Source organism: Pseudomonas sp. P2S-1 (assembly GCF_057197725.1).
Genome location: NZ_CM170068.1, coordinates 4,160,136 through 4,185,476, shown reverse-complemented (window position 1 = coordinate 4,185,476; position 25,341 = coordinate 4,160,136). Strand labels below are relative to the sequence as shown.

Genomic DNA, 25,341 nt, shown 5'->3' with positions numbered 1-25,341 from the left:
TTACGGCTTGGTCGTGTCGTCGGGTTTGGGCTGAACGGCGTCTTCCATCGGGATCAGCTGCTGCTTGGTGCCCGAAGTATCCATCAGGAACACCTCGACCTGACGCACGGAAATCTTGATGTTGTGCTTCTTGAACTCGCGGTTGATGAAGCGGTTCAACTCATCCAGCGTCGGGTTGCGGTCGCCGAGGTCGCGCACGTGCATGCGCAGCTCGTGGTCCAGCGAGCTTTCGCCGAAGTTGAGGAAGTACACGATCGGCTCCGGGTCCTTGAGCACCCGTGGATTTTCCCGGGCGCCCTGGAGCAGCAGGTCGCGTACCAGGTCCAGGTCCGAGCCGTAGTCGATGCCGAGCTTCAGGGTGACCCGGGTGACCGTGTCGGTCAGCGACCAGTTGATCAACTGGCCGGTGATGAAGGTCTTGTTCGGGACGATGATGTCCTTGCGGTCGAAGTCGGTGATGGTGGTGGCACGGATGCGGATCTTGCTCACCGTGCCCGACAGGTTGCCGATGGTGATGGTGTCGCCGATCCGTACCGGGCGCTCGAACAGGATCATGATCCCGGAGATGAAGTTGGCGAAGATCTCCTGCATGCCGAAACCGAGGCCGACCGACAGCGCTGCCACCAGCCATTGCAGCTTGTCCCAGCTGACCCCAAGGGTGGACAGGGTGGAGACGAAGCCGACGCCGACGATCACATAGGACAGCAACGTGGTGGTGGCATAGGCGCTGCCCTGGGCCAGGTCCAGCTTCGACAGCACCAGCACTTCCAGCAGGCCCGGCAGGTTGCGCGCCAGGGCCAGGGTGATGCCGACGATGACCAGCGCGCCGAGCAGGTCGCCGAGGCTGATCGGCACCATGCTCGCGGTGGCGCCGGTGCCGCTGGTGTACTCGTACAGGGTGAAGTTGTTCAGGTAGGAGAACACGCTGATCAGGTCCGACCAGACCCAGTACAGAGCGACCAGAAAACCGCCGAGCAAGGCCAGGCGGATCAGGCGCAGGGACTGCTGGTTGACCTGTTCGATGTCCAGGGTCGGCTCTTCCACCGGCACTTCGCCGTCCAGGCCTTCCTTGGTCGCCTGGCGCTTGGCCAGGGCGCGCTGGTAGGCCAGGCGCCGGGCGGCCACGGACAGGCCGCGGACGAAGGTGGCCTCGATCACCAGCCAGAACATCAGCAGGTACAGGGTGTCGATCAGCCGGTCGGTGAGTTTCAGCGCCGTGTAGTAGTAGCCGAAGCACACCGCGACGAACAGGGCGATGGGCAGGGCGGTGAAGGCCACGCCGACCACCTTGCGGAACAGCGAGGTATTGCGGTGGGTCGGGCTGCTCAATAGCAGGCGACTGAGCAGCCAGGCCATCAGGGCATAGCAGGTCAGGACCACGCCGATGCCGAGCACGTCATCGGCCAGCGCCGACGGCTGCAGTTCGGCCACCGCAACCACGCCGACCAGGGCCAGGACCACCGCGCCAAGACGGCGGATCCAGCGCCGGAGGAACTCGACCTGCGGTTTCTGCCAGCGGAAATGCAACTCGGCCACACCGCCGGGTGCCAGGACCCGATAAGCGGTGTAGAACACCAGCCAGGCCTGGGCAATCTGCCAGAGCGCGGCGCCGAGGTTGGCGTTCTGTCCGCGGGCGTCGATCTGCAGGGCGTAGCTGCACAGGGCCAGAAGCAAGGCCAGGGGCAGGGCAAGGAGGATATTGATCAGGATCGCCTGGGGCGTGTGCCACTGGCTGTCGCGCTTGAAGTGGCCGACATCGCCATGCACCTTGCGCAACTGTTCATACAGGGCGTTCCGCCGCCACAGCAGGCCGCCGATCATCAGCAGCAGCGGCAGGAACAGCAGCGGTCGCTCCAGCAGGCCGTCGGCCAGTTCGGCGATGCCCGAGCCCCAGGGCAGGCTGGTGACCTGCTTCTGGAAACGTTCGGGCAGGGTACGCAGCCATTCAACGTCCAGCGGCTTGTTGCTGGGGATCCAGAACATCTGCTCGTCGAGGGTTGCACGCAGGTTCAGGGCGGTGCTGACCAGTTGCTTCTGGTTCAGTTGCAGGGTGATGGATTCGTTGAGCACCGCGCTGAGCTCGCGGTTCAGGCGCTCCAGCAGGTCGACCCGGGTGATCGCCACTTCCAGCAGGGCCTTGCGCAGTTCCGGGGTGTTCTGGTCGGCGCTCTGGTTTTCCAGGAGCTTGTCGACGTACTGGCTCGGGCTGCTGATCTGCTCGCGCTGCTGATTGACCTCGAACTGGTACAGGCGGATATCGGCGATCTGGTCGGCCAGGTCGCGGTCCAGCTTCAGGTGCGGCAGGGCCTGTTTCTGCTTGTAGAGGATCTTCGACAGCAGCAGGCTGCCCTTGAGCACGTTGATCTGCTCGTCCAGGGCCTGGTCGGCCTGGGTCAGGCTGTCCAGTTGCTGCTTGGCCTTGAGGTTTTGCTGGGTGACTTCGTTGAGGCGGTCGGTGCTGCGCAGCAGGTAGTCGGAGAGCTTGAGGTTGGCCGCGCTTTCGGTGGCGAGCAGGGTGCTGCCGCCGGCCTTCTGGGCTTCGAGGGACTGTTCGGTAACGGTCTTTTGCGACTGGGCCAGGCGCTTTTCGTTGATCAGGGTCTGCAGGTCCTGGATTTCCTGTTCCAGGCGTGCGGCGCGCTCCATCAGCAGGTCGTGCTGGGCGTTGCCGAGGTCCTGCAGCAGGCTGTTGCCGGCCAGTTCCTGGCGGCGCAGCAGGGTCAGGGCGTTGAGCGAGGCCAGTTCGGCGTTGAGCTGGTTGCGCTGGTCGGCGGACAGGCTCTTGCTGCCGTCCTTGCCGAGCTTGAGGGTGGTGTTGATCTGCTGGCTGCGGGTCTGGTTGAGGCTGATCTCGGACTGGGCGCGCTCGGGCCGGGTCTGCGAGTTGATGATCAGGCTATTGGCTTCGGACAGGGATTTCTGCAACTCGCCCTGCTCGGTGGTGCGTTCGGAGAGCAAGGTTTCCAGCTGCGGCACTGTCTGGCTGGCATAGCGCTGGGCCACCGGCACCGGCTTGGTGGCGGACAGGCGGGCCAGTTCACGCTGGCTCTCGGCGGTCAGCCGGGGCGCGTCGGTGAGCTGCTGCTTGAGCGCGGCCAGGCGCTTGCTGTAGTCGTCGCGGCTGTCGAGGAACCCGAGGGTCTGCTCCAGCACCTGTTGCAGGGCCTTCTGGTCGGCTTCCGGCAATTTGCGGTCGGCGATCTTGTCCAGGCTTTGCTGGACGCTCTCGGTACTGGGCGGCTCCGCGGCGAAGGCGGAGGTGAACGACAGGCACAGCCCGAGCAGGGCCGCGCCGATAACAGTGCGCAGGGACATAGGCAGAAAATTCGTACAACCAGACTGGAAATTGGAGTTTAGAGGAACAGACCCGGGCCGGGGCGGCTTCCTTCGGGGAATTTGATCCCCACTTTCTGGATCTTGTTCCCGTCCATCAGCGCAACGGTCCAGGTGGTGTTGTTCCACTCGATCTGGTCGCCGACCACCGGCGCACCGCCCACCTTCTGCTGGATGAAGCGCGCCAGCGGCATATGCGGGTCCTGGCCGTCGAGCTGCAGGCCGTACAACGCGGCTACGGCCCCCAGTTCTGCGTCACCTTCGAGGACGAAGTCGCCGAAGAAGCGCAGGTCCAGGCCGCGTTGCGGGGCCTGGCTGAACAGCTTGCCGAGGGCCGAGAGGTTGTGTTCGTGGCCGATCACGCAGAGCAGATCGCCCACTTCCAGCACCGTACTACCCGACGGATGGAGCAGTTGCTGGCCACGGAACAGGGCGGCGATACGGGTGCCCTCGGGCATTTTCAGCTCGCGCAGGGCGGCGCCGATGCACCATTTCTCGGCGCCGAGGCGATAGACGAACAGCTCCCACTCGCTGGTGACATGCACTTCCAGGGCGGAACGGGAGATCGGCGCCGGGTCCGGCGGTACCGTCACTTTCAGCAGCCGGGCGACCCACGGCAGGCTGGTGCCCTGCACCAGCAGCGAGACCAGCACGATGAAGAACGCCAGGTTGAAGTACAGCTGGGCCTGGGGCAGGCCGGCCATCAGCGGGAACACGGCGAGAATGATCGGTACCGCACCGCGCAGGCCGACCCAGGAGATAAAGGCTTTTTCCCGGCCGTGGAAGGCCTTGAACGGCAGCAGACCGACCAGCACCGACAGCGGCCGGGCGAAGAGGATCATCCACAGCGCCAGGGCCAGGGCCGGCAGGGCGATCGGCAGCAGGTCGTGCGGGGTGACCAGCAGGCCGAGGACCAGGAACATGCCGATCTGCGCCAGCCAGGCCATGCCGTCGAGCATGTGCAGGATACCGTGGCGGCTGCGGATCGGGCGGTTGCCCAGGACCAGGCCGAACAGGTACACGGCGAGGAAGCCGCTGCCGTGCAGGGCGTTGGTCAGGGCGAAGGTGACCAGGCCGCCGGCGATCACCAGGATCGGGTACAGACCGCCGGCCAGGTTCATGCGGTTGACCAGTTGCAGCATCAGCCAGCCGCCACCCAGGCCAAGCAGGCCGCCGATGCCGAACTCGCGCACCAGGTGCAGGAGCAGGCTCCAGTGCAGGCCGGTCTGGCCGCTGGCGATCATGTCGATCAGGGTCACGGTGAGGAATACGGCCATCGGGTCGTTGCTGCCGGATTCGATTTCCAGGCTGGCGGTGACCCGCTCGTTCAGGCCTTTGCCGCCGAGCAGGGAGAAGACTGCGGCGGCGTCGGTGGAGCCGACGATGGCGCCGATCAGCAGGCCCTGCATCAGGTTCAGGTCGAACAGCCAGGCGGCGGCCATGCCGGTCAGGCCCGTGGTGATCAGTACGCCCACGGTTGCCAGCGACAGCGCCGGCCACAGCGCCACGCGGAAGCTCGCGACCCGCGTGCGCAGACCGCCGTCGAGGAGGATCACGGCGAGGGCGAGGTTGCCGACCAGGTAGGCGACGGGATAGTTGTTGAAGATGATGCCGCCCCCATCGACCCCGGCGACCATGCCGACGGCGAGGATGATGACGAGAATCGGGATGCCCAGACGCGAAGACAGCGAGCTGACCAGGATACTTGCCCCTACCAGCAATGCGCCGATGAGGAACAGGCTGTTGATGGTGCTCGCATCCAAAGGCAGTACTCCGGGGGACATCGCGGGAAAAAGAGGACCGTGCTTGCTCTTGCATAAGCAGGTCGCGTGCCAACCGATTCTAACCTGATGAATTGGCGGGCTGTAAAGCGTTTCCGCAGATGTAGAAAAGGCACCTGGGTCAGGTGCCTTTTCATGTGTTGCCTGTGCTGGCCCTATCGCTGGCAAGCCAGCTCCCACAGGGTCAGCGGTGCACGCAATACCTGTGGGAGCTGGCTTGCCAGCGATGAGGCCGGTGCAGACCCCATCAATGCATCAGGCCTGCTTCACTTCGCGCATGGCCTTGCCTTTGACCGGCGCCCCATCCGCCACATAGTACTTGGCAGTACTGCGCGGCAACGGCTGGCGATTACGGATCTTGTCCGCGATTTTCTCGGCGATCATGATCGTCGTGGCATTCAGGTTGCCGGTGATGATGATCGGCATGATCGAGGCATCGACCACCCGCAGGCCTTCCATCCCGTGCACACGGCCCTGGCCGTCGACCACCGCCATGTCGTCTTCACCCATCTTGCACGAGCAGGACGGGTGGAATGCGGTTTCGGCGTGCTCACGGATGAACTTGTCCAGCTCTTCGTCCGTCTGCACATGCTCGCCCGGGCTGATCTCGCGGCCGCGGTAGGCGTCCAGTGCCGGCTGGGCCATGATTTCGCGGGTCAGGCGAATGCCGTCGCGGAATTCCTGCCAGTCCTGCTCGGTGGCCATGTAGTTGAACAGGATGCTCGGGTGCTGGCGCGGGTCGCGGGATTTCGCGTGAACGCGACCGCGGCTCGGCGAACGCATCGAACCCATGTGCGCCTGGAAGCCATGCTCCTTCACGCCATTGGAGCCGTTGTAGTTAATCGCTACCGGCAGGAAGTGGTACTGGATGTTCGGCCATTCGAATTCCGGACGGGTGCGGATGAAACCACCGGCCTCGAACTGGTTGCTGGCGCCGATGCCGGTGCCGTTGAACAGCCATTCGGCACCGATCGCCGGCTGGTTCCACCACAGCAGCGACGGGTACAGCGACACTGGCTGGGTGCAGGCGTATTGCAGGTACAGCTCGAGGTGGTCCTGCAGGTTTTCGCCGACGCCCGGCAGTTCGTGCACCACCGGAATGTTCAGGCTGTCCAGCAACTCGCGGGAGCCGACGCCGGAACGTTGTAGCAGCTGCGGCGAGGCGATGGCGCCGCTGCAGACGATGACTTCCTTGCGCGCACGGGCTTCCACGCGCTCTTCGCCGGAGCCGACCAGGTAGGTCACGCCGACGGCGCGCTTGCCTTCGAACAGCACGCGGTCAGTCAGGGCGTGGGTGACGATGGTCAGGGTCGGGCGCTTCTTGGCGGTGTCCAGGTAGCCGCGGGCGGTGCTGGAGCGACGGCCGTTCTTGGTCACGCTGCGGTCCATCGGACCGAAGCCTTCCTGCTGGTAGCCGTTGAGGTCTTCGGTGCGCGGGTAACCGGCCTGCACGCCGGCTTCGACCATGGCGTGGAACAGTGGGTTGTTGCCGGCTTTGGGCGTGGCCACGCTGACCGGACCGTCGCCGCCGTGGTAGTCGTTGGGGCCGATGTCACGGGTTTCCGCCTTGCGGAAATACGGCAGGCAGTCGAGGTAGGTCCAGTCTTCCAGGCCGGGCAGCTTGGCCCAGCCGTCGAAGTCCAGGGCGTTGCCGCGGATGTAGCACATGCCGTTGATCAGCGAGGAGCCACCGAGGCCCTTGCCGCGACCGCATTCCATGCGGCGGCCGTCCATGTGCGGCTCCGGATCGGTCTCGTAGGCCCAGTTGTAGCGGCGACCCTGCAGCGGGAAGGCCAGGGCGGCGGGCATCTGGGTGCGGAAGTCGGCGCGGTAGTCCGGGCCGCCGGCTTCCAGCAGCAGGACGGTGACGCCTTCGTCTTCGGTCAGGCGGGTGGCCAGGGTGTTACCGGCCGAGCCGGCACCGACGATGATGTAATCGAATTCCATGGGGGATCTCCCATTGAGCGGCAAGCTTCAAGCTACAAGCTGCAAGAAAAGCAGTTGAGCGGCGCTTGCGTGATTGGAGGTGTCCTGCAAGGGCCGGTGGCGTTACGCCGACCGGCTCTTTCTTGCAGCTTGAAGCTTGATGCTTGGAGCTGTCGGTCAGAAGACCGACGTGTAGTTGCCCAGCTCGACCTGGACCGACTTGATGCGGGTGTACTGGGCCAGCGAGCTGACGCCGTTCTCGCGGCCGACGCCGGACTGCTTGTAGCCACCGACCGGCATTTCCGCCGGCGACTCGCCCCAGGCGTTGATCCAGCAGATGCCGGCTTCCAGCTGGTGGATGATGCGGTGCGCGCGGCTGATGTCGTTGGTGCAGACACCGGCGGCCAGGCCGTACTCGGTGTCGTTGGCGCGACGGATCACTTCTTCTTCGGTTTCGTAGCTGAGGATGCTCATCACCGGGCCGAAGATCTCTTCCTTGACGATGGTCATGTCGTCGCGGCAGTCGGTGAACACGGTCGGCGCAACGAAGGCGCCCTTGGCGAATTCACCCTCGGTCAGGCGCTCGCCGCCACACAGGACGCGGGCACCTTCTTCCTTGCCCTTGGCGATGTACGACAGGACGCTTTCCATGTGCGGGAAGCTGACCAGCGGGCCGAAGTTGGTGTTTTCGTCTTCCGGATTGCCGACGCGGATCCGCGCGACACGTTCGACGATCTTGGCTTCGAAAGCCGCCTTCATCGACGCAGGAACGAACACGCGGGTGCCGTTGGTGCAGACCTGGCCGGAGCTGTAGAAGTTGGCCATCATCGCGATGTCGGCGGCGCGATCGAGGTCGGCGTCTTCGCAGATGATCAGCGGCGACTTGCCGCCCAGTTCCATGGTCACTTCCTTCAGCGAGGAGCTGGAGGCGCTGGCCATGACCTTCTTGCCGGTGGTGGTGCCGCCGGTGAAGGAAACTTTCTCGATGCGCGGGTGCTCGGTCAGCCAGGTGCCGACTTCACGGCCGCTGCCGGTCAGGACGTTGAACACGCCGTCCGGCAGGCCGGCTTCGGTGTAGATCTCGGCCAGTTTCAGGGTGGTCAGCGAGGTGACTTCGCTCGGCTTGAAGATCATCGCGTTGCCGGCGGCCAGGGCCGGGGCGGATTTCCACAGGGCGATCTGGATCGGGTAGTTCCACGCGCCGATGCCGACGGTGACGCCCAGCGGCTCGCGGCGGGTGTAGACGAAGGAGGAATCGCGCAGGGGGATCTGCTCGCCTTCGATGGCCGGGACCAGGCCGGCATAGTATTCCAGCACGTCGGCGCCGGTGACGACGTCGACGTAGCGGGTTTCCGAGTAGGACTTGCCGGTGTCCAGGGTTTCCAGGGCGGCCAGCTCGTCGTTGCGCTCGCGCAGGATGTCGACGGCGCGACGCAGGATGCGCGAACGCTGCATGGCGGTCATCGCAGCCCAGACTTTCTGGCCGCGCTCGGCGCTTTCCACGGCGCGTTCGACGTCGGCCTGGGTAGCACGTTGCACGTGGGCGAGGACTTCGCCGTTGGCCGGGTTGATGGCTTCGAAGGTGGCATCGCTGCCAGCGTCGACATAACCACCATCAATGTAGAGTTTTTGCGTTTCGAAACGGGCCATAGTGTCCTCGCAAGTGCAATGTGATTGGCTAGCCGGCGGTTGCTCCCGAAGGTGTGCGGGAGGCTTTGCGCGGGGTTTCAGAGGCCTGGGTCTGGGTGTCCGGGCTCGTCTGTTTCGCCAGTTGTAGATCCATGTATTCGTAAGCGATCTGCTGCGCCTGTTGGGTGTCGAAGCTGTCTCCCGACAGCGCCCCGCGCAGCCACAAACCGTCGATCAACGCTGCCAGGCCACGGGCTGCGCTGCGTGCTTCAGGCAGCGGCAGCACCCGGCGGAACTGGCAGCACAGGTTGGAATACAGGCGGTGATCGTTGATCCGCTGCAACCTGTGCAAGGACGGCTGGTGCATGCTGGTGGCCCAGAAGGCCAGCCAGGTTTTCATTGCCGGGCCGTTGACCTGGCTGGCGTCGAAGTTGCCTTCGATGATCACCTGCAGGTGGGCGCGCGGGCTGTTGTCCGTGAGTGCCTGGCGACGGGCGGCGACGCCCTCGCTCAATACCGTCATCAAGTGCTGCATGGTCGCTGCGATCAGGCCGTTCTTGTCCCGAAAGTAGTGACTGATGATGCCATTCGACACACCGGCCAAACGGGCGATCAGCGCAATGCTGGCATCACCCATGCCGACCTGGTCGATAGCCGTCAACGTGGCTTCGATCAACTGCTGGCGGCGAATGGGTTGCATACCGACCTTGGGCATCTGGCAAATCTCCTCAGGCCTGCGAGCAGACGACAAGCGGCTGACTCGGCGAAGGCCAGTCTATTTTGTTTTGATTGAACGTTCAATCAACAAAGAATAAGCTCTGCGACAATTCGTACCATTGACAGGGTTTCGGGCCGGTCAGAAGTCACGAATTGGCACCCCCGAAAAGACGTGTACCCCCGCAAAACAAGGTGTTTCACGCGCACAGACGCACCGTTGGACCGCTGTGCCCCAGGCCGTGCAAGCCAGGAGGCGCAACCCTCGAGCCGGGGTTTTGCAGCAGGTTTTCAGCGCATTCGTATTGGGATCACGGTTTTTCAAGGTGCTTTTATATCACCTGAGGCGATGGGGCTATTGCACCAATTGCCCGGGTGACGGGTCGTTGTCCCTTTTTCCTACGCACCGCCTTGGAGCATCCGTGCAATGAGTTCTGCCTCCCTGATCAAGACCCCCGCCGAGAGGGTCCGGGTCAACAGCGTGGTGTTTTTCACCTCGACGCTGCTGATCCTCTGCTTGACCGCCTTGCTGATCGCTGCCCCTGAAACCGCTGGTCATGTGCTGAGCCAGGCCCAGGCCTGGTTATCGCGCAGCTTCGGCTGGTACTACATGCTGGTGATCGGCGGCTACCTGCTGTTCGTCATCGCCATCGCCTTCTCCCGCTACGGCAAGCTCAAGCTCGGCGGCAAGGACGACAAGCCGGACTTCAGCTACGGCGCCTGGGCCGGCATGCTGTTTTCCTCGGGCATCGGTATCTCGCTGCTGTACTTCGGCGCCTCCGAGCCGCTGGACCATTACTTCAACCCGCCTGAAGGCGCGCCGGCCAGCCTGCAATCGGCCCGCGAAGGCCTGCAACTGACCTTCCTCCACTGGGGCCTGCACGGCTGGGCGATCTACGCCCTGGTCGGGCTCGCCGTGGCCTACTTCGCCTACCGCCACAACCAGCCGCTGGCCCTGCGCTCGGCGCTGTACCCGCTGCTGGGCGAGCGCTGGGTCAAGGGTGCCGCCGGTCATACGGTGGACATCTTCGGCATGTTCGTGACCCTGCTGGGCCTGGTGACCAACCTCGGCATCGGCTCGATGCAGGTCTCGTCCGGCCTGGAATACCTGTTCGGCATGGAGCACAACAACACCAACCTGCTGATCGTGATCCTGGTGATGAGCACCGTGGCCACCATCGCGGCGGTATCGGGTGTGGAAAACGGCATCCGCCGCCTGTCCAACCTGAACATCATCCTGTTCAGCGGCCTGCTGCTGTTCGTCCTGCTCAACGGCCCGACCCTGCACCTGCTCAACGGCTTCGTGCAGAACATCGGTGATTACCTGAACGGCGCGGTACTGAAGACCTTCGACCTCTACGTCTACGAAGGCGACGGCGCCAAGTCCGAGCGCTGGCTGGGCCTGTGGACCCTGTTCTACTGGGCCTGGTGGATCTCCTGGGGCCCGTTCGTCGGCATGTTCATCGCACGGATCTCCCGTGGCCGCACCGTCAGCGAACTGGTTGCCGGCGTGCTGCTGATCCCGCTGGGCTTCACCCTGGCCTGGCTGTCGATCTTCGGCAACACCGCCCTGGACCTGGTGATGAACCACGGCGCCGTGGAACTGGGCCGCACCGCGCTGGAACAGCCGTCGATGTCGATCTACCAACTGCTGGAGCACTTCCCGGCGGCGAAGATCGTGGTCGGCGTGGCGATCTTCGTCGGCTTCGTGCTGTTCCTCACCCCGGCCGACTCCGGCGCGGTGATGATGGCCAACCTCTCGTGCAAGGGCGGCAGCGTCGATGAAGACGCGCCGCACTGGCTGCGTATCCTCTGGTCCGCGATCATCACCCTGGTCACCGTCGGCTTGCTCTTCGCCGGGAACTTCGAGGCGATGCAGACCATGGTGGTGCTGGCCGGCCTGCCGTTCTCGGTGGTGCTGGTGGTGTTCATGTTCGGGCTGTACAAGGCCATGAAGCAGGACAGCCAGGTCGAGCAGGAGCAGGCTGAACTGGCCGCCCGTGGCCGTCGTGGTTTCAGCGAGCGCCTGAGCCAGCTGGACCTGCAGCCGACCCAGTCGATCGTCCAGCGGTTCATGGACAAGCAGGTCAGCCCGGCGCTGAAGGAAGCGGCGGCGCAGTTGCAGGCCATGGGCCTGGAAGTGCAGACCCGTCTCGGCCAGTCGCGCTCGGCGATGGGCCTGCGCATCGAGATGGAAGAGGGTAATCCGTTCGTCTATGAAGTCAGCCTGGATGGCTACCTGGCTGCGCCGAGCGAGGCGCCGGTGGAGGGTGAAAGCGAGGTTCGCCAGCGCTTCTACCGTGCCGAGGTGTACCTGCACAACGGTAGCCAGGAGTACGACCTGATGGGCTTCACCCCGGACCAGATCACCCGGGATGTGCTGGATCAGTTCGAGAGCCACCGGCAGTTGTTGGGTCGGGTTTACAGCTGATGTGAAGAAAGGGCCTGTTCAGGCCCTTTCTTTTTGGGTTGTTGCTGCTGGCCCTATCGCTGGCAAGCCAGCTCCCACAGGGACCGCGTGCACCGCAAATCCTGTGGGAGCTTGCCAGCGATAGGGCCAGTGAATCCAGAAAATCTTTCAGAGCCGTACGCGTGCTATGCCTCCCTGAATCTCCAGGCGGGTTTCATAGCCACGGGACAACGCCGCAAACCGCTCCAGAATCCCCGTCGCCTGCTCCCCCTCCGCCAACCGCGGCCGCCCCCGGCGATGAATCGCTTCCCCCAGCCCCAGGCTCACCGGATGCAACTCGATCCCGGTCAGCGTCCGCCCCTCGAACGTACACACCGGCACCACCGTCTCCCAGAACCGCGCATCCGCCGGAAAACTCCGGCTGCCATTCCCCGTCCTCTGCAGGAACACCTTCGACGGCGTCTGCTGCCGATCCACCCGGAACTGGTCATAACTGTCCACCGGCAAGCGCTCCACCAGCTCGTTCTGCCCGATGAAATTGCCCAGGCTGTAGAAGATCGGCTTGCCCTGGTACAGCTCCATCCCGCGCAGCAGGTGCGGGCCATGCCCGACCACGATATCCACCCCGGCATCGATCAGCCGGCGCGCCACCGGCTGGATGAACTCGGCCGGCGCTTCCAGATCCCATTCGCCCTGCTCGTTGTAGCCCAGCTCGTGGGCATGCAGGCTGACCATGACGATATCCGAGGTCAGCCGCGCTTCCTCGACCCAGCGCAGGATCCCGTCCACATCCTTCTTCCGCGCCAGCGTCCGCAGGCGGGTGCGCGCGCCTTCGCGGAACAGCAGCGGGGTGAAGGGCCCGAATACCTGCAGCGACGGGTCGGGCAGGGGATGGGCAAAGCCCAGGTCCACGGCGCCCTGATACAGCTTGTCCAGGCCCAGGTCGGCGATCAGCCGGCGTACCTGCTCCATCTGCTCGGTGTTCACCTCGTGCAGGGTATCGTAGCCCAGCGGGTTGAGCCCCGGCCGCCCGGGCATGTCGCGGCTCTGGTCGCTGGCTTCCTGGCCCTTGCCGTAGGTGGAGCTGCAGGCCAGCAAGGCCACGGTCCCGGCAGGCTTGGTGCAGTACACCGGGCGCCGCGCCTCTTCCAGGTTGCGCCCGGTCCCGGCGAACAGCAGCTCGCGTTGGCGCAGCTGCTCATGGGCCGCCTGCAGACCGCTGATGCCGTAGTCGAGGCTGTGGTTGTTGGCGGTGGAAAACAGGTCGAAACCACCGTCCACCAGCTCGTCCAGCACCCAGGCCGGCGCGCCGAAATGCGAGCCGCCGCTTTCCAGCGCCGGGTCGCCGGCGAAGTCGTTGGGCAGCACTTCCAGGTTGGTGAAGCTGACATCTGCGGCGCGGATCAGGTCGAACAGCGGGCACAGGGTCTGGTCGGCGCGGCTGTGCAGGCGGCGCTGCAGGATGCTGTCGCCGGTCAGGGCAATCTTCATGGGCGGATCTCGGTGGTTTTTCGCCGACTCTAGGCCAAGCCCGGCCGCGTCCCGTACTGAATCCGCTGCATCCCCATAGCCGGTGGTTATCGGCCCGGCGTCACCTGCGCATTTGGCTATGGGCATCACTTTTTTTCAGAGGCCGGGGCTGTGACTCGCTGCTTACCATGCATCCCGCCCGGCGCCCGGCAACGCGGCGTTCGAGGGATGGCTTTCACATGAACAGCAGTTCAAGGCGCAGAGCACCATGAAAAGAACAACAAACACCATCGCCGTCTTGCGGCCTCGTGCAGTGCCCTTGGCCGTGAGCCTGGCACTCGGCGCCGCAAGCGCCCAGGCCGCCACGTTCAACCTCGGGGAAATCGAGGGTCGCTTCGATTCGACCCTGTCCATCGGCGCCAGCTGGGCCATGGCCAGCCCGGACCGCGCCTTCATCGGCAGTCGCAACGGCGGCACCGCCTCCACCCAGACCTCCGACGACGGCCGCCTGAACTTCAAGAAGGGCGAGACCTTCTCGAAGATCTTCAAGGGCATCCACGACCTGGAGCTGAAGTACGGCGACAGCGGCGTGTTCCTGCGCGGCAAGTACTGGTACGACTTCGAGCTCAAGGACGAACACCGCCCGCTCTACGATATCGACGACAGCCACACCGACAACGCCGCTAAATCCTCGGGTGTGCAACTGCTGGACGCCTTCGTCTACCACAACTACAGCATCAGCGACCTGCCCGGCACCGTGCGCGCCGGGCGCCAGGTGGTGAGCTGGGGGGAAAGCAGCTTTATCCAGAACGGCATCAACAGCATCAACCCGGTGGACGTCTCGGCCCTGCGCCGGCCCGGCTCCGAGGTCAAGGAAGCGCTGATCCCGGTGAGCATGCTGTATTTCAACCAGGGCCTGACCGACAACGTTTCAGTCGAGGCCTTCTACCAGCTGAAATGGGAGAAGAGCGTCGCCGACAACTGCGGCACCTTCTTCAGCAGCGATGTGGCGGCCAAGGGCTGCGATATCAACATGGCGATCAATGGCAGCGACTTCGACCGTGACATCGACGGCACCGGCAAGCTCGGCGGCTATGGCTACGTGCCGCGCCTGTCCGACAAGGACGCACGCAACAGCGGCCAGTTCGGCGTGGCCCTGCGCTGGATGGTGCCGGAGCTGAACGACACCGAGTTCGGCTTCTATGCCATGAACTACCACAGCCGGACCCCGACCAGCACCTGGACGGTGGGGCGCGGGGCGCTGGTCGATCCGGTCGGTGGCCTGGCCGGGCGTGGCGGGGTCAGCAGCGCCCGTTACTACCTGGAATACCCGGAAGATATTCGCCTCTACGGCCTGAGCTTCAGCACCACGATGGGCGCCACGGCGGTGGCCGGGGAAATCAGCTACCGGCCGAACATGCCGATGTCGCTCAATGCCAGCGACGTGTCGGCGGCTGCGACCCTCGGCGCCGCGGCGACCAACCCGCTGGTCAACGCCGGCCTGCCGATCTTCGACAGCGGCTTCGCCAGCTCGGTCTACGGCTCGCAGATCAACGGCTACGTGCGCAAGCCGTTCACCCAGGCCCAGGTCACCTTCACCCGCACCATCGACCAGTTGACCTTCATCGGCGCCGACCGCCTGACCCTGGTCGGCGAAGTCGGCTTCAGCCATATCGCCGACCTCGGCCCCACCGACGGCTCCGGCCTGCGCTTCGGTCGCAGCAGCGTCTATGGCAATGGCGAGCTGGCCAATGCCGGCACCGCGCCGCTGCTCGGCGGGATCTCCGGCAACGCCCTGTGCACCCGGACCGCCAACTCGGCCAACCCCGACCAATGCACCAGCAAGGGCTTCTACACCGCCAACTCCTGGGGCTACCGCCTGCGCGCCGGGCTGGAATATGCCGACCTGATCGGCGGCGTGGTACTGCGCCCGAACCTGTCCTTCGCCCATGACGTCGAGGGCTACGGCCCGACCTTCAACGAAGGCGACAAGTCGGTGAGCGTCGGTCTCGATGCCGAGTACCTGAGCCGCTACAACCTGAGCGTCAGCTACACCGACTACTTCGGCGGCGACTTCAACACCAACACCGACCGCGACTTCCTCGCCGTCAGCCTCGGCGTGAGCTTCTGACGCCCCCTGTTTCTGGAGCAGAGCATGATTCGCAACGCATTGATCCGCAGTAGCTGCCTGGCCCTGGGCCTGCTGGCCAGCCAGGTGATGGCGGCGGTGTCCGAGCAGGACGCCGCCCGCCTGGGCAAGGACCTGACCCCCATCGGTGCCGAGAAAGCCGGCAATGCCGACGGCAGCATCCCGGCCTGGAGCGGCGGCCTGCCCGCCAGCACCGGCGCGGTGGATGCCGGTGGTTTTATCCCCAACCCCTATGCCAATGAAAAACCGCTGTTCGTCATCACCGCGCAGAACGTCGCGCAGTACCAGGCGCGCCTGACCCCGGGGCAGTTGGCGATGTTCAAGCGCTTCCCCGAGACCTACCGCATCCCGGTGTACACCACGCACCGCAGCGTGACCCTGCCGCCGAAGGTGTTCGAGGCGGTGCGCGACAACGCTACTCGTACCACCTTGGCCGAGGGCGGCAACGGGTTGAAGGATTTCAACATGGCCATCCCGTTCCCGATCCCGCAGAGCGGCCTGGAGGTGATCTGGAACCACATAACCCGCTACCGCGGCGTGTCGATCCTGCGCAACACCGCGCAGATGAACCCGCAGGACAACGGCGCCTACACCGTCAGCATGATGAAGGAGCAGTTCGCCTTCCCCTTCGGCCTGAAGGACTACGATGCGCAGAAGATGCAGAACATCCTGTTCTACTTCCGCCAGGAGATCCTTTCGCCGCCGCGCCGGGCGGGCAGCGTGATGCTGGTCCTGGAAACCCTCGACCAGGTCGCCGAGCCGCGCATGGCCTGGATGTACAACGCCGGCCAGCGCCGCGTGCGGCGGGCGCCGCAGGTGGGCTACGACAGCCCCGGCGCCGAAGGCATGCGCACCTACGACGACTTCGACATGTTCAACGGCGCGCCGGACCGCTACGACTGGCAACTGGTGGGCAAGAAGGAGCTCTACATCCCCTACAACAGCTACGCCCTGGATTCGCCGACGCTCAAGTACGACGACATCATCCGCCCGGGCCACCTCAACCCCGACCACACCCGCTACGAACTGCACCGGGTCTGGCATGTGGTCGCCACCCTGAAGCCCGGCAGCCGGCATATCTACAGCAAGCGCGACCTGTATATCGACGAGGACAGCTGGCAGATCGCCGAGGCTGACGCCTATGACGGGCGCGGCAACCTGTGGCGGGTCTCCGAGGGCCATGCGCGGTTCTTCTACGACCAGCAGTTCCCCTGGCTGACCGCCGAGACCCACTACGACGTGCTCAGCGGGCGCTACACCGTGTCGGGGCTGCGTAACGAGGAGAAGAAGGACAGCTACGACTTCTCGCAGAACGCCTCGAGCAAGGACTTCACCCCGAACGCCTTGCGCGCGACCGGGATCCGCTAGGACGACCGGTGATCGCGGCGGGACTGGCTTTCCGCCGCGATCCTTGGTCTATTGCGGCCCTTTTCCGTTGTTGGTGAATGCCTATGAAGTTGCATCAACTGCGTGCCATCGTCGCCATTTGCGAAAGTGGCAGCATCCAGGAGGCCTCGCGCCTGCTGCATATTTCCCAGCCGGCCCTGTCGAAAAGCATCAAGGAACTGGAGTCGGAACTCGGGGTGCCACTGCTGGTGCGTTCCAACCGCGGCATCACCGCCACCTCCTACGGCGAGCACCTGGTACGCCGGGCCCGCCTGGTGGTGGAGGAAGTGCGCCGCGCCCGGGACGAGATCGAAACCCTCAAGGGCACCATGGATGGCCGGGTAACCATCGGCGTGTCGCCGGTCACCCCCAGCCAGCAGTTCGCCGCCTGCATCCTCAGTTACCGCAAGCGCTACCCCAAGGTGCAGTTGCAGATCCACGAACTGCGCCCGGCCAAGCTGCTCGAAGGCTTGCGCGAGGGCCTGCTGGACCTGGCCCTGACCTCGCACCCGCCGTCACGCAGTGTCGAAGGCTTCGAGTGGCACGAACTGTATGCCCAGCCCACCACCCTGGCTGTGCGCAAGGGCCATCCGCTGTCGAAAGCCAAATCCCTGGCCGAATTGCTCGACCTCGAATGGCTGCTGCCCGACACCCTGGAAAGCTCCCTGGCCGGGCGCATGTTCGAGGAATGCGGGGTGACGCCGCCCCGGCGCGTGCTGGTATGCGCCTCGGTGGTGCTCTACGCGGAACTGGCGGCCACCACCGATGCGGTGAGTTCCTGGTCGCGGCGGGTGTTCGACCTGCCGGTGGTCTCCGGCAACCTCGACATGCTGTCGATCGCCGAACGGGTGCCGGGCACCGATATCTCCCTGGTCTGCCGCCCGCCGGAGCTGATGACCCGGGAAACCCAGATCATGGTCGACGACATCCTCTACGCCTTCAAACACCCGAGCACCCTGCGCTCGCCCCTCGATAACCAACCCTGATAAGCATGCCGATAGATGATTATCCACCGCCCGGCGCCTGCGGCATCCTGCCCGCCTGACCAATGGAGGAACCCGTGCATGCTGTTCTCCCGACGTAACCTGGTGCTGGTGCTGCTGATGAGCGTGATGGTCATCAGCGTGCTGGACAAGAGCATCTTCGCCTTCGCCGGCGCGCAGATCATCGACGAGCTGAAACTGACCCCGGCCGAGTTCGGCTTTATCGGCAGTGCGTTCTTCTTTCTCTATTCGATTTCCGGGGTTGCCGTGGGCTTCCTCGCCAACCGCTTCCCGAGCCGCTGGATCCTGGTCGGCATGTCGCTGGTGTGGATGGTTTCGCAGCTGCTGGTCGCGGTCAGCAGCAGCTTCATGGCCCTGGTCGCCAGCCGCCTGATGCTCGGTGCCGGCACCGGGCCGGGCACGGCAGTGACCCAGCATGCCTGCTTCAAGTGGTTCGGCCCGACCGAGCGGGTGATGCCAGCCTCGCTGATCCAGGTGTCGATCATGCTTGGGGCGATCTTCGCGGCGGTCAGCCTGCCGTTCCTGATTGCCCAGGTCGGCTGGCGCCTGGCCTATGCCGGGCTGGCGGCGCTGGGCCTGGTGTGGATGCTGCTGTGGCTGGCGTTCGGGCGCGAGGGCAGCCATGTCGATGCGGCGCAGAACACCGTGAGCGGGCCGCTGCCGGGTTACCGGCGCCTGCTGCTGAACCGCACTTTCCTCGGTATTACCCTGATCGGCTTCGTCGGCTACCTGCCCAATGCGCTGATCTACAGTTGGGTGCCGCTGTACCTGCAAAAGGGCCTGGGCATGACGCCGATGCAGTCGGGCTACACGGTGATGTCGGTGACCCTGGCGGTGATCCTCTGCAACCTGCTGGTCTCGGCCCTGTCCCAGCGCGCGCTGGCCCGGGGCGCTTCGGTGCAGCGGGCGATGGTGGCCTTGCCGCTGGCCTGCTGCCTGGGTGCCGGGCTGGCCTTCGTCGCCTTGGCCCAGGCCCACGGTCATCTGCTCGCCACCCTGGCGCTGTACGCCAGCGGCGCGGTGTTGATCAATGTGCTGCCGACCTTCGCCAACACCATCGTCGCCTTTATCGCCCCGGATGCCAGGCGCGGCTCGATGCTGTCGATCCATATTGGCGGCCTGACCAGCGCCGGCATGCTCGCGCCCTGGCTGGTGGGGCAGATGGTGGCGGGGCAGGGCGATGACATCGCCCGCGGCTTCGAGCTGTCCCTGGCCTTGATCGGTGCGGCGATTCTCGTCTCCACCCTGCTGGCCTTCTGGCTGGTGAAGCCGCAGCGCACCCGCGAGCAATTGCAGGTGGTCGAACCCCAGGTGCAGACGCTGCTCCAGCCGAACTGATCCCGACCTTTCCCTGAACCCTTTCCCGCTTGCGGGCCGGCCTTCGTGCGCCGGCCTGCGGGCCAGACTCATCCCGCGAAAAGCCCCAGGAGCCGCGATGACCTCCGCTGACTGTTTCTCCCAGAGCTACGCCCAGGCCCGACAGAAATTCCTCGAGGCCTGCGCCGGTCTCGACCTTGCCGTCGAGTCCTACCTGCACCCGCTACCCGGTAGCGAGGGCGAGCAACTGGCCATCGACGTAGCCCGCAGCGGCCCGGCCGACGCCAGGCATGTGCTGCTGATCACCAGCGGCTGCCACGGCGTCGAGGGCTTTTGCGGGTCTGGCGTGCAGATCGACCTGCTGCAGGACCAGGACTTCCAGCGCCAGGCCCGTGAATCCGGTTGCGCCGTGGTCTACCTGCACGCGGCCAACCCGTACGGTTTCTCCTGGCTGCGCCGCTGGACCCACGAAAACGTCGACCTGAACCGCAACTTCCGCGATTTCGACCAGCCTCGCGAGCCCAACCCCGACTACGCCGACCTGCACCCGGTGATGATCCCCAAGCGCTGGCCGCCGTCGCTGGGCAACCGCCTGCGCCTGGTGTCCGGATTGGTCAGGCGCGGTCGCAAGCACCTGCAAAAGGCCATTTCCGGCGGGCAGTTCAGCCACCCGGACGGGCTGTTCTACACGGGCACCGCGCCGACCTGGAGCAACTGCACGGTGCGGGAAATCCTCCGCCGGCATGGCAGTGCCTGCGAGCATCTGGTGTGGCTGGATATTCACACCGGGCTGGGGCCCAAGGGCCACGGCGAGCGGATCTACTCGGGGCCTGGCGACTCGCCGATGCTGGCGCGGGCGCGGCGCTGGTGGGGCGAGGTGGTGCGTTCGTCGCAGGATGGCCAGTCGGTGTCGGTGCCGCTGACCGGGCTGATGGTCTACAGCGCCATCGAGGAATGTGCCCCGGCGGAATTCACCGGCCTGACCCTGGAATACGGCACCCTGCCCGGTGAGCAGGTGCTCGATGCCCTGCGCGCCGAGCAGTGGCTGCACAACAATCCCCAGGCCGGTGCGGCGCAGCGGCGCAAGATCAAGCAGCAACTGCGCGATGCGTTCTACGTCGATGAGCCGCAGTGGAAGGAGGATGTACTGCGCCAGGGCCGCGAGGTGGCACGGCAAGCCCTGGCGGGGCTGGCTAGCTGACCACCCGGTTACGCCCGCTTTCCTTGGCTCGGTAGAGGTTGTCGTCGGCGTGCTTGAGCACATCGGAGGCATTGTCCCGTTGCGCGCTGCGACAGGCGACGCCAATCGACAGGGTGATAGACCCGACACCAGGCACGACGCTGGCTTCCAGTTGCGCCCGAATACGCTCGGCGATGATCCCCGCCTCGGCAAGGCTGGTATCCGGCAGCAACAGCACGAACTCCTCACCGCCCGCACGACAGGCCAAATCGCCGGAACGCGACTGTCCTGCAATGATCGCCGCCACCTGCTTCAGCGCTACATCGCCGGCATCATGGCCGTAGGTGTCGTTGACCCGCTTGAAGAAATCGATATCCAGGGCCAGTGCCGAATACGGTCGCTGGGTCTGGTCGAGCAGTTCCAGGGCCGCGGTCATCGCCCGGCGGTTGGCCAGGCCGGTCATCGGGTCGCTCTGGGCTTCCTCGCTGAGCCGGCCGATCTTGCGGTGCAGCAACTGCACGCTGGCGATCAGCGCCTGGCGAATGGCCGCCGGCTCCTTGTACCAGGCCTTGATCCGCCCCAGCTCATCGATGGTCTGTGGTTGCGACAGATGGGTGGCGTTGTCCGCCAGTTGCTGCAGCGGCCGGGTGATCCAGCGCGCGCCGATCCACAGGAGCAGCAAGCCGACGATGCTGGCGGGCAGCAGGTCGAGGAACATCGACTGCATCAGCTTGCCCAGGGTGGCCAGGGCGATGGCCCGGGGCTGCTGGGCGACAACGGCCCAATCGGCGTTTTCCACCGGGGCATAGCCGGCCAGCATCGGTACGCCCTTGTAGTTGTCCACCGCCATGCTGCCGGTTTCGCCGCGCAGGGCGGCGTCCACCGTGGCGCTGGTCTTGAGCACTTCACCGATACGTGCGTTGTCGGGGTGGTGGAGCAGGCGGCGGTTCCTGTCGGCGACGAAGGCAAAGGTGCCGTCGTGGTGGAAGTGATTCGAGACCACCGTGCTCAGGGCGCTGTCCTTGCGGATATACACGGCGCCGCCGACCACCCCCAGAAAGCTGCCGTCGGCGGCGAATACCGGTTGCGAGACGAATACCATCAGGTTGCCGGTGGCGGAGGTGTAGGCGTGGCTGATCAGCGGGCGGCGCTGCTCCACGGCGCGCTGCATTTCTTCGGAGTCAAGGTTGCTGCCGAGGGTCAGCAGGTCGTCCGGATGGCTATGCAGGACCTTGCCGCCGGCATCGGTGATGACCACGGTGTTGAAGTCTTCGTCCTGGGCTTGCAGGCGCTTGGCCTCGGTGTGGAGCAGGCGCGGGTTGTCGAAGTCTTCGGCCAGTTGCAGGGCGCTGTAGCCGAGGTGAGCATGGGCCGACTTGATAAAGGCGCCGATGCTGGAGGCGACCTTGGCCGCGTAGGCGTGGTTGGCTTCCAGGGTGGCGTGGATCAGGGCATCCCGTTGCACGCCGTAGGCCACCGCCAGGCTGTTGGCCAGGGTGGCGAGCGCGGAGAAGATGGCGAAGGCCAGCATCAGGAAGCGCAGGTCGAGGCGCCGGGAGGTGGGTGTGTTCATCGCGTGCGGGTTGTCCTGGGTGGGGGCACGCGATTGAGGATAGATGGATTAATGAATCACACCGCCCGTCTGTAGGAGCGTGGCTTGCCCGCGAAGGAGTGCGAAGCGCTCCCAAAATAGGTGCAGCCATCGAGATTTTGGGACCGCTTGCGCGGTCCTTCGCGGGCAAGCCACGCTCCTACTAAGAGCGTGATCGCCTGTTTAGCCGTGATTTTTGCCCAGCAGCGCGTGGTACAGCTCGCTGTCCCCAAGAATCCCGACCACCTTGTTGTCATCCTGCAGCACCAGCTTGTTGCCGGTCTGGTAACGGATCTGCAACGCCTCGCGCATGCCGATATTGGCATGCACCAGGGTCGGCTTGCGTCCCAGGGCATCCACCGAATCCCCCGGCGCCCAGTTCTGCAGGTCGAGGCCATTGGCGCCCTGGCGCGCGCCCTTGATCACGCCGTCGTTCAGGTCGAGCCAGGAGTCGCCGCCCGGGTCGATGCACACCGAGCCGTTGACCCGCTTGCACTGGTCCAGGGTGCGCATCAGGCTGCGACCACAGAGGACATTGAGCGGGTTGGTGTGGGCCACGAAGGTCCGCACATAGTCGTCCGCCGGGTTGAGCACGATCTCTTCCGGCTTGCTGTACTGGATGATCTTGCCGTCCTTCATGATGGCGATGCGGCTACCCAGCTTCAGCGCTTCATCGAGGTCGTGGCTGACGAAGACGATGGTCTTGCTCAGCTTGCGTTGCAGTTCCAGCAACTCGTCCTGCAGGCCCTGGCGAATCAGCGGGTCGAGGGCCGAGAAAGGTTCGTCCATCAGCAGGATATCGGCGTCCATGGCCAGGGCGCGGGCCAGGCCGACGCGCTGCTGCATGCCGCCGGAGAGTTCGTCCGGCTTCTTGTTGCGCCACTGGGTCAGGCCCACCAGCTCCAGCTTCTCGTCGACCAGCTTGCGCCGTTCCTTTTCCGGACGACCTTGCATTTCCAGGCCGAAGCTGATGTTCTCGCGCACCGTCAGCCAGGGCATCAGGGCGAATTTCTGGAACACCATGGCGATGCGCTGGGTGCGCATCATCTTCAGTTCCGCCGGGGTGCAGTGGGCGATATCGATATGCGCGCCTTCATGCTCGACGAACAGCTTGCCGCGGCTCACGGTGTTGAGGCCGTTGATGCAGCGCAGCAGGCTCGACTTGCCCGAGCCGGACAGGCCCATCAGCACGCAGATCTCGCCCTTGTTGATATCCAGGTTGGCCTTTTCCACGCCGACCACCAGCCCGGTTTTCTTCAGGATCTGCTCCCGCGAAAGGCCCTGGTCAAGCAGGCTGAGGGCCTCACGCGGTCGATTGGAGAAGATGACGTCTACGTCTTCGAAGCGAATGATGCTCATGCCTCACCCCTTACCTTTACATCGGGTTGTTTGCAGATACGGTCGAGCATGATTGCCAGGAGGACGATCGCCAGCCCGGCTTCGAAGCCCAGGGCGATATCGGCAGTGTTCAGTGCGTTGACCACGGGTTTGCCCAGGCCATCGGCACCCACCAGTGCGGCGATCACCACCATCGACAACGACAGCATGATGCACTGGGTGACACCGGCCGCGATGCTTGGCATCGCATGGGGCAGTTCGATACGGGACAGCAGTTGCCGGCGCGAGCAGCCAAAGGCCTTGCCGGCGTCGAGCAGTTCCTGGGGTACGTCGCAGATGCCCAGGTAGGTGAGGCGGATCGGCGCGGCGATGGCGAACACCACCGTGGAGATCAGCCCGGGGACCACGCCCAGCCCGAACAGGGTCAGGGTCGGGATCAGGTAGACGAAGGTGGGGACCGTCTGCATCAGGTCGAGGACCGGGCGCATGGCGGTGTAGAACATCGGCTTGTGCGCGGCGACGATGCCCAGCGGCACGCCGATGGCCACGCAGACCAGGGTGGCGAACAGCACCTGGGCCAGGGTTTCCATGGTTTCCTGCCAGTACCCCAGGTTGAGGATCAGCAGGAACGAGGCCACGCAGAAGGCGGTCAGCGCCCACTTGCGCTGGATCAGGTGCGCGCCTACCGCGATCAGCCCGATGAGGACGAAGGGGTTGAACCAGGTCAGGGCCCCGGTCACACCGTGGATCATCCATTCCAGCGCTGCGGCAAAGGCATCGAAGTAATTGGCCCCGTGTTGCGTCAGCCATTCAACGAAGGCCGCGATGTGCTGGCCCAAGGGTATTTTTTGATCGATCAGCATGATAGCGAGCGTCCACCTGCAAGGATTCGGAAACTCCCCGCGACGGTCATGGCCGTCGCGGGGACGTGCTTACTGCGTGAGTTTGGCCTTGGCGGCTTCCAGGCCGGGCTTGCCGTCCACGGTGGTGACACCGGCCAGCCAGGTGTCGAGCACCTGCGGGTTGTTCTTCAGCCAGGCTTTCGCCGCGGCGTCGGGTTTCATCTTGTCGTCGAGCACGTTGCCCATCAGGCTGCTTTCCATGTCCAGGGTGAAGGACAGGTTTTTCAGCAGTTGGCCAACGTTGGCGCATTCCTGCACATACCCCTTGCGGGTATTGGTCAGTACGGTGGCCTTGCCGTAATCGGGGCCGAAGAAGTCGTCGCCGCCGCTCAGGTACTTCATCTTGAAGCGCTTGTTCATCGGATGCGGTTCCCAGCCCAGGAACACCACATCGGTGCCGCGCCGCGCCGCGCGGTCGACCTGCGACAGCATGCCGGCCTCGCTCGACTCGACCACCTTGAAGCCGGCGTCCTTCAGGCCGAAGGCGTTCTTGTCGATCATGCTCTGGATGGTGCGGTTGCCGTCGTTGCCGGGCTCGATACCGTAGATCTTGCCGTCAAGCTCCTTCTTGAATTTGGCGATATCGGCGAAGTCCTTCAGGCCCTTGTCATACAGGGCTTCGGGGACGGCGAGGGTGTACTTGGCGTTTTCCAGGTTGGCGCGCACGGTTTCCACGGTGCCGGCATCGCGGTACTGCTTGATGTCGTTCTCCATGGTCGGCATCCAGTTGCCGAGGAACACGTCCATGTTCTTGCCGTCGGCCAGCGACTTGTAGGTCACCGGGACGGAGATCATGGTGGTGCGGGTCTTGTAGCCGAGGGATTCGAGGACTGCGCTGGTCACCGCGGTGGTGACGGTGATGTCGGTCCAGCCGACATCGGAAAAGTTGACCGTGTGACATTGTTCAGGCTCTGCGGCCTGGGCCAGCGCCGGAATGCTCAGTAACGCGGCCAATAACAGCGAGGGTGAACCTTTCATTTACGGACTCCTGAGTGTTTTTGTCGGGTGTCCCACGGGACCGCCGTGCTTTATTAGTGCATCGGTCGGGCCGGCTGCCTGGCGACAGCGGACGAGTGCCGTGCAATCGAGTCGATAACGATCATCTACCAGCAAAAAACAAACGCCTACAGGGTGGGTCGTAACCAGTACAGGCAGGGTCGCATCCAGTGCGAGTGAGGTCGTTTATGGATTATTCGGCCCGGTGAAACCTC

16 protein-coding genes are annotated in these 25,341 nt (G+C 64.7%); 6 read left to right on the top strand and 10 right to left on the bottom strand.

Annotation, left to right across the window (positions count from 1 at the left end; genetic code table 11):
• The 5 genes from mscK to betI all read right to left on the bottom strand — a co-directional run bounded on the left by mscK (position 1) and on the right by betI (position 9,384).
• Positions 1 to 3,315: a mechanosensitive channel MscK gene (gene mscK, locus AC2CQI_RS18660; protein ID WP_484577541.1), complete on the bottom strand. Its 3,315-nt coding sequence runs from the start codon at positions 3,313 to 3,315 to the stop codon at positions 1 to 3.
• Positions 3,316 to 3,353: 38 nt separating this feature from the next.
• Positions 3,354 to 5,096 (bottom strand): potassium/proton antiporter, encoded by a 1,743-nt coding sequence (locus tag AC2CQI_RS18655; protein ID WP_484577540.1) that lies wholly within the window; start codon positions 5,094 to 5,096, stop codon positions 3,354 to 3,356.
• A gap of 273 nt (positions 5,097 to 5,369) precedes the next feature.
• The gene (betA, locus tag AC2CQI_RS18650) at positions 5,370 to 7,061 is read right to left on the bottom strand and encodes a choline dehydrogenase (protein WP_484577539.1); all 1,692 of its coding nucleotides are present in this window, start codon (positions 7,059 to 7,061) and stop codon (positions 5,370 to 5,372) included.
• Between the two features lie 156 nt (positions 7,062 to 7,217).
• Positions 7,218 to 8,690: a betaine-aldehyde dehydrogenase gene (betB, locus tag AC2CQI_RS18645; protein ID WP_484577538.1), complete on the bottom strand. Its 1,473-nt coding sequence runs from the start codon at positions 8,688 to 8,690 to the stop codon at positions 7,218 to 7,220.
• Between the two features lie 28 nt (positions 8,691 to 8,718).
• Positions 8,719 to 9,384 (bottom strand): transcriptional regulator BetI, encoded by a 666-nt coding sequence (betI, locus tag AC2CQI_RS18640; RefSeq protein WP_075802108.1) that lies wholly within the window; start codon positions 9,382 to 9,384, stop codon positions 8,719 to 8,721.
• 483 nt (positions 9,385 to 9,867) lie between these two features.
• On the opposite strand from betI, the gene AC2CQI_RS18635 reads away from it, so the two are divergent.
• Complete coding sequence (locus AC2CQI_RS18635; RefSeq protein ID WP_484580636.1) at positions 9,868 to 11,814, top strand: BCCT family transporter; 1,947 nt, start codon at positions 9,868 to 9,870, stop codon at positions 11,812 to 11,814.
• Positions 11,815 to 11,961: 147 nt separating this feature from the next.
• On the opposite strand, the gene AC2CQI_RS18630 is transcribed toward AC2CQI_RS18635, so the two are convergent.
• The gene (locus tag AC2CQI_RS18630; protein WP_484577537.1) at positions 11,962 to 13,284 is read right to left on the bottom strand and encodes a CapA family protein; all 1,323 of its coding nucleotides are present in this window, start codon (positions 13,282 to 13,284) and stop codon (positions 11,962 to 11,964) included.
• A gap of 247 nt (positions 13,285 to 13,531) precedes the next feature.
• Here AC2CQI_RS18630 and AC2CQI_RS18625 point away from each other — a divergent pair, with 247 nt between their 5' ends.
• The 5 genes from AC2CQI_RS18625 to AC2CQI_RS18605 all read left to right on the top strand — a co-directional run bounded on the left by AC2CQI_RS18625 (position 13,532) and on the right by AC2CQI_RS18605 (position 20,320).
• Positions 13,532 to 15,394 carry a DUF1302 domain-containing protein gene (locus tag AC2CQI_RS18625; protein WP_484577536.1) on the top strand — a complete coding sequence of 621 codons (1,863 nt, stop codon included), beginning with the start codon at positions 13,532 to 13,534 and terminating at the stop codon, positions 15,392 to 15,394.
• Between the two features lie 24 nt (positions 15,395 to 15,418).
• Complete coding sequence (locus AC2CQI_RS18620; protein ID WP_075802104.1) at positions 15,419 to 16,780, top strand: DUF1329 domain-containing protein; 1,362 nt, start codon at positions 15,419 to 15,421, stop codon at positions 16,778 to 16,780.
• Between the two features lie 83 nt (positions 16,781 to 16,863).
• On the top strand, positions 16,864 to 17,784 hold the full coding sequence (locus tag AC2CQI_RS18615) for a LysR substrate-binding domain-containing protein (RefSeq protein ID WP_484577535.1): 921 nt from the start codon (positions 16,864 to 16,866) through the stop codon (positions 17,782 to 17,784).
• Positions 17,785 to 17,862: 78 nt separating this feature from the next.
• Positions 17,863 to 19,140, top strand: a complete 1,278-nt coding sequence (locus tag AC2CQI_RS18610) for an MFS transporter (protein ID WP_484577534.1) — start codon at positions 17,863 to 17,865, stop codon at positions 19,138 to 19,140.
• A 97-nt stretch (positions 19,141 to 19,237) separates the two neighbouring features.
• Positions 19,238 to 20,320 (top strand): M14 family metallopeptidase, encoded by a 1,083-nt coding sequence (locus tag AC2CQI_RS18605; RefSeq protein ID WP_484577533.1) that lies wholly within the window; start codon positions 19,238 to 19,240, stop codon positions 20,318 to 20,320.
• Here the strand turns inward: AC2CQI_RS18605 and AC2CQI_RS18600 are convergent.
• The 4 genes from AC2CQI_RS18600 to AC2CQI_RS18585 all read right to left on the bottom strand — a co-directional run bounded on the left by AC2CQI_RS18600 (position 20,313) and on the right by AC2CQI_RS18585 (position 25,108).
• On the bottom strand, positions 20,313 to 21,872 hold the full coding sequence (locus AC2CQI_RS18600) for a diguanylate cyclase (RefSeq protein ID WP_484577532.1): 1,560 nt from the start codon (positions 21,870 to 21,872) through the stop codon (positions 20,313 to 20,315). The two genes, AC2CQI_RS18605 and AC2CQI_RS18600, sit on opposite strands and share 8 nt — an antisense overlap.
• A gap of 201 nt (positions 21,873 to 22,073) precedes the next feature.
• Positions 22,074 to 23,249, bottom strand: coding sequence for a choline ABC transporter ATP-binding protein (gene choV / locus AC2CQI_RS18595; RefSeq protein WP_484577531.1), 1,176 nt, complete (start codon positions 23,247 to 23,249; stop codon positions 22,074 to 22,076).
• Positions 23,246 to 24,094 carry a choline ABC transporter permease subunit gene (gene choW / locus AC2CQI_RS18590; protein ID WP_484580635.1) on the bottom strand — a complete coding sequence of 283 codons (849 nt, stop codon included), beginning with the start codon at positions 24,092 to 24,094 and terminating at the stop codon, positions 23,246 to 23,248. The genes choV and choW overlap by 4 nt, the downstream gene beginning before the upstream one ends.
• 66 nt (positions 24,095 to 24,160) lie before the next feature.
• Positions 24,161 to 25,108, bottom strand: a complete 948-nt coding sequence (locus tag AC2CQI_RS18585) for a choline ABC transporter substrate-binding protein (RefSeq protein WP_484577530.1) — start codon at positions 25,106 to 25,108, stop codon at positions 24,161 to 24,163.
• Between the last annotated feature and the right edge of the window lie 233 nt (positions 25,109 to 25,341).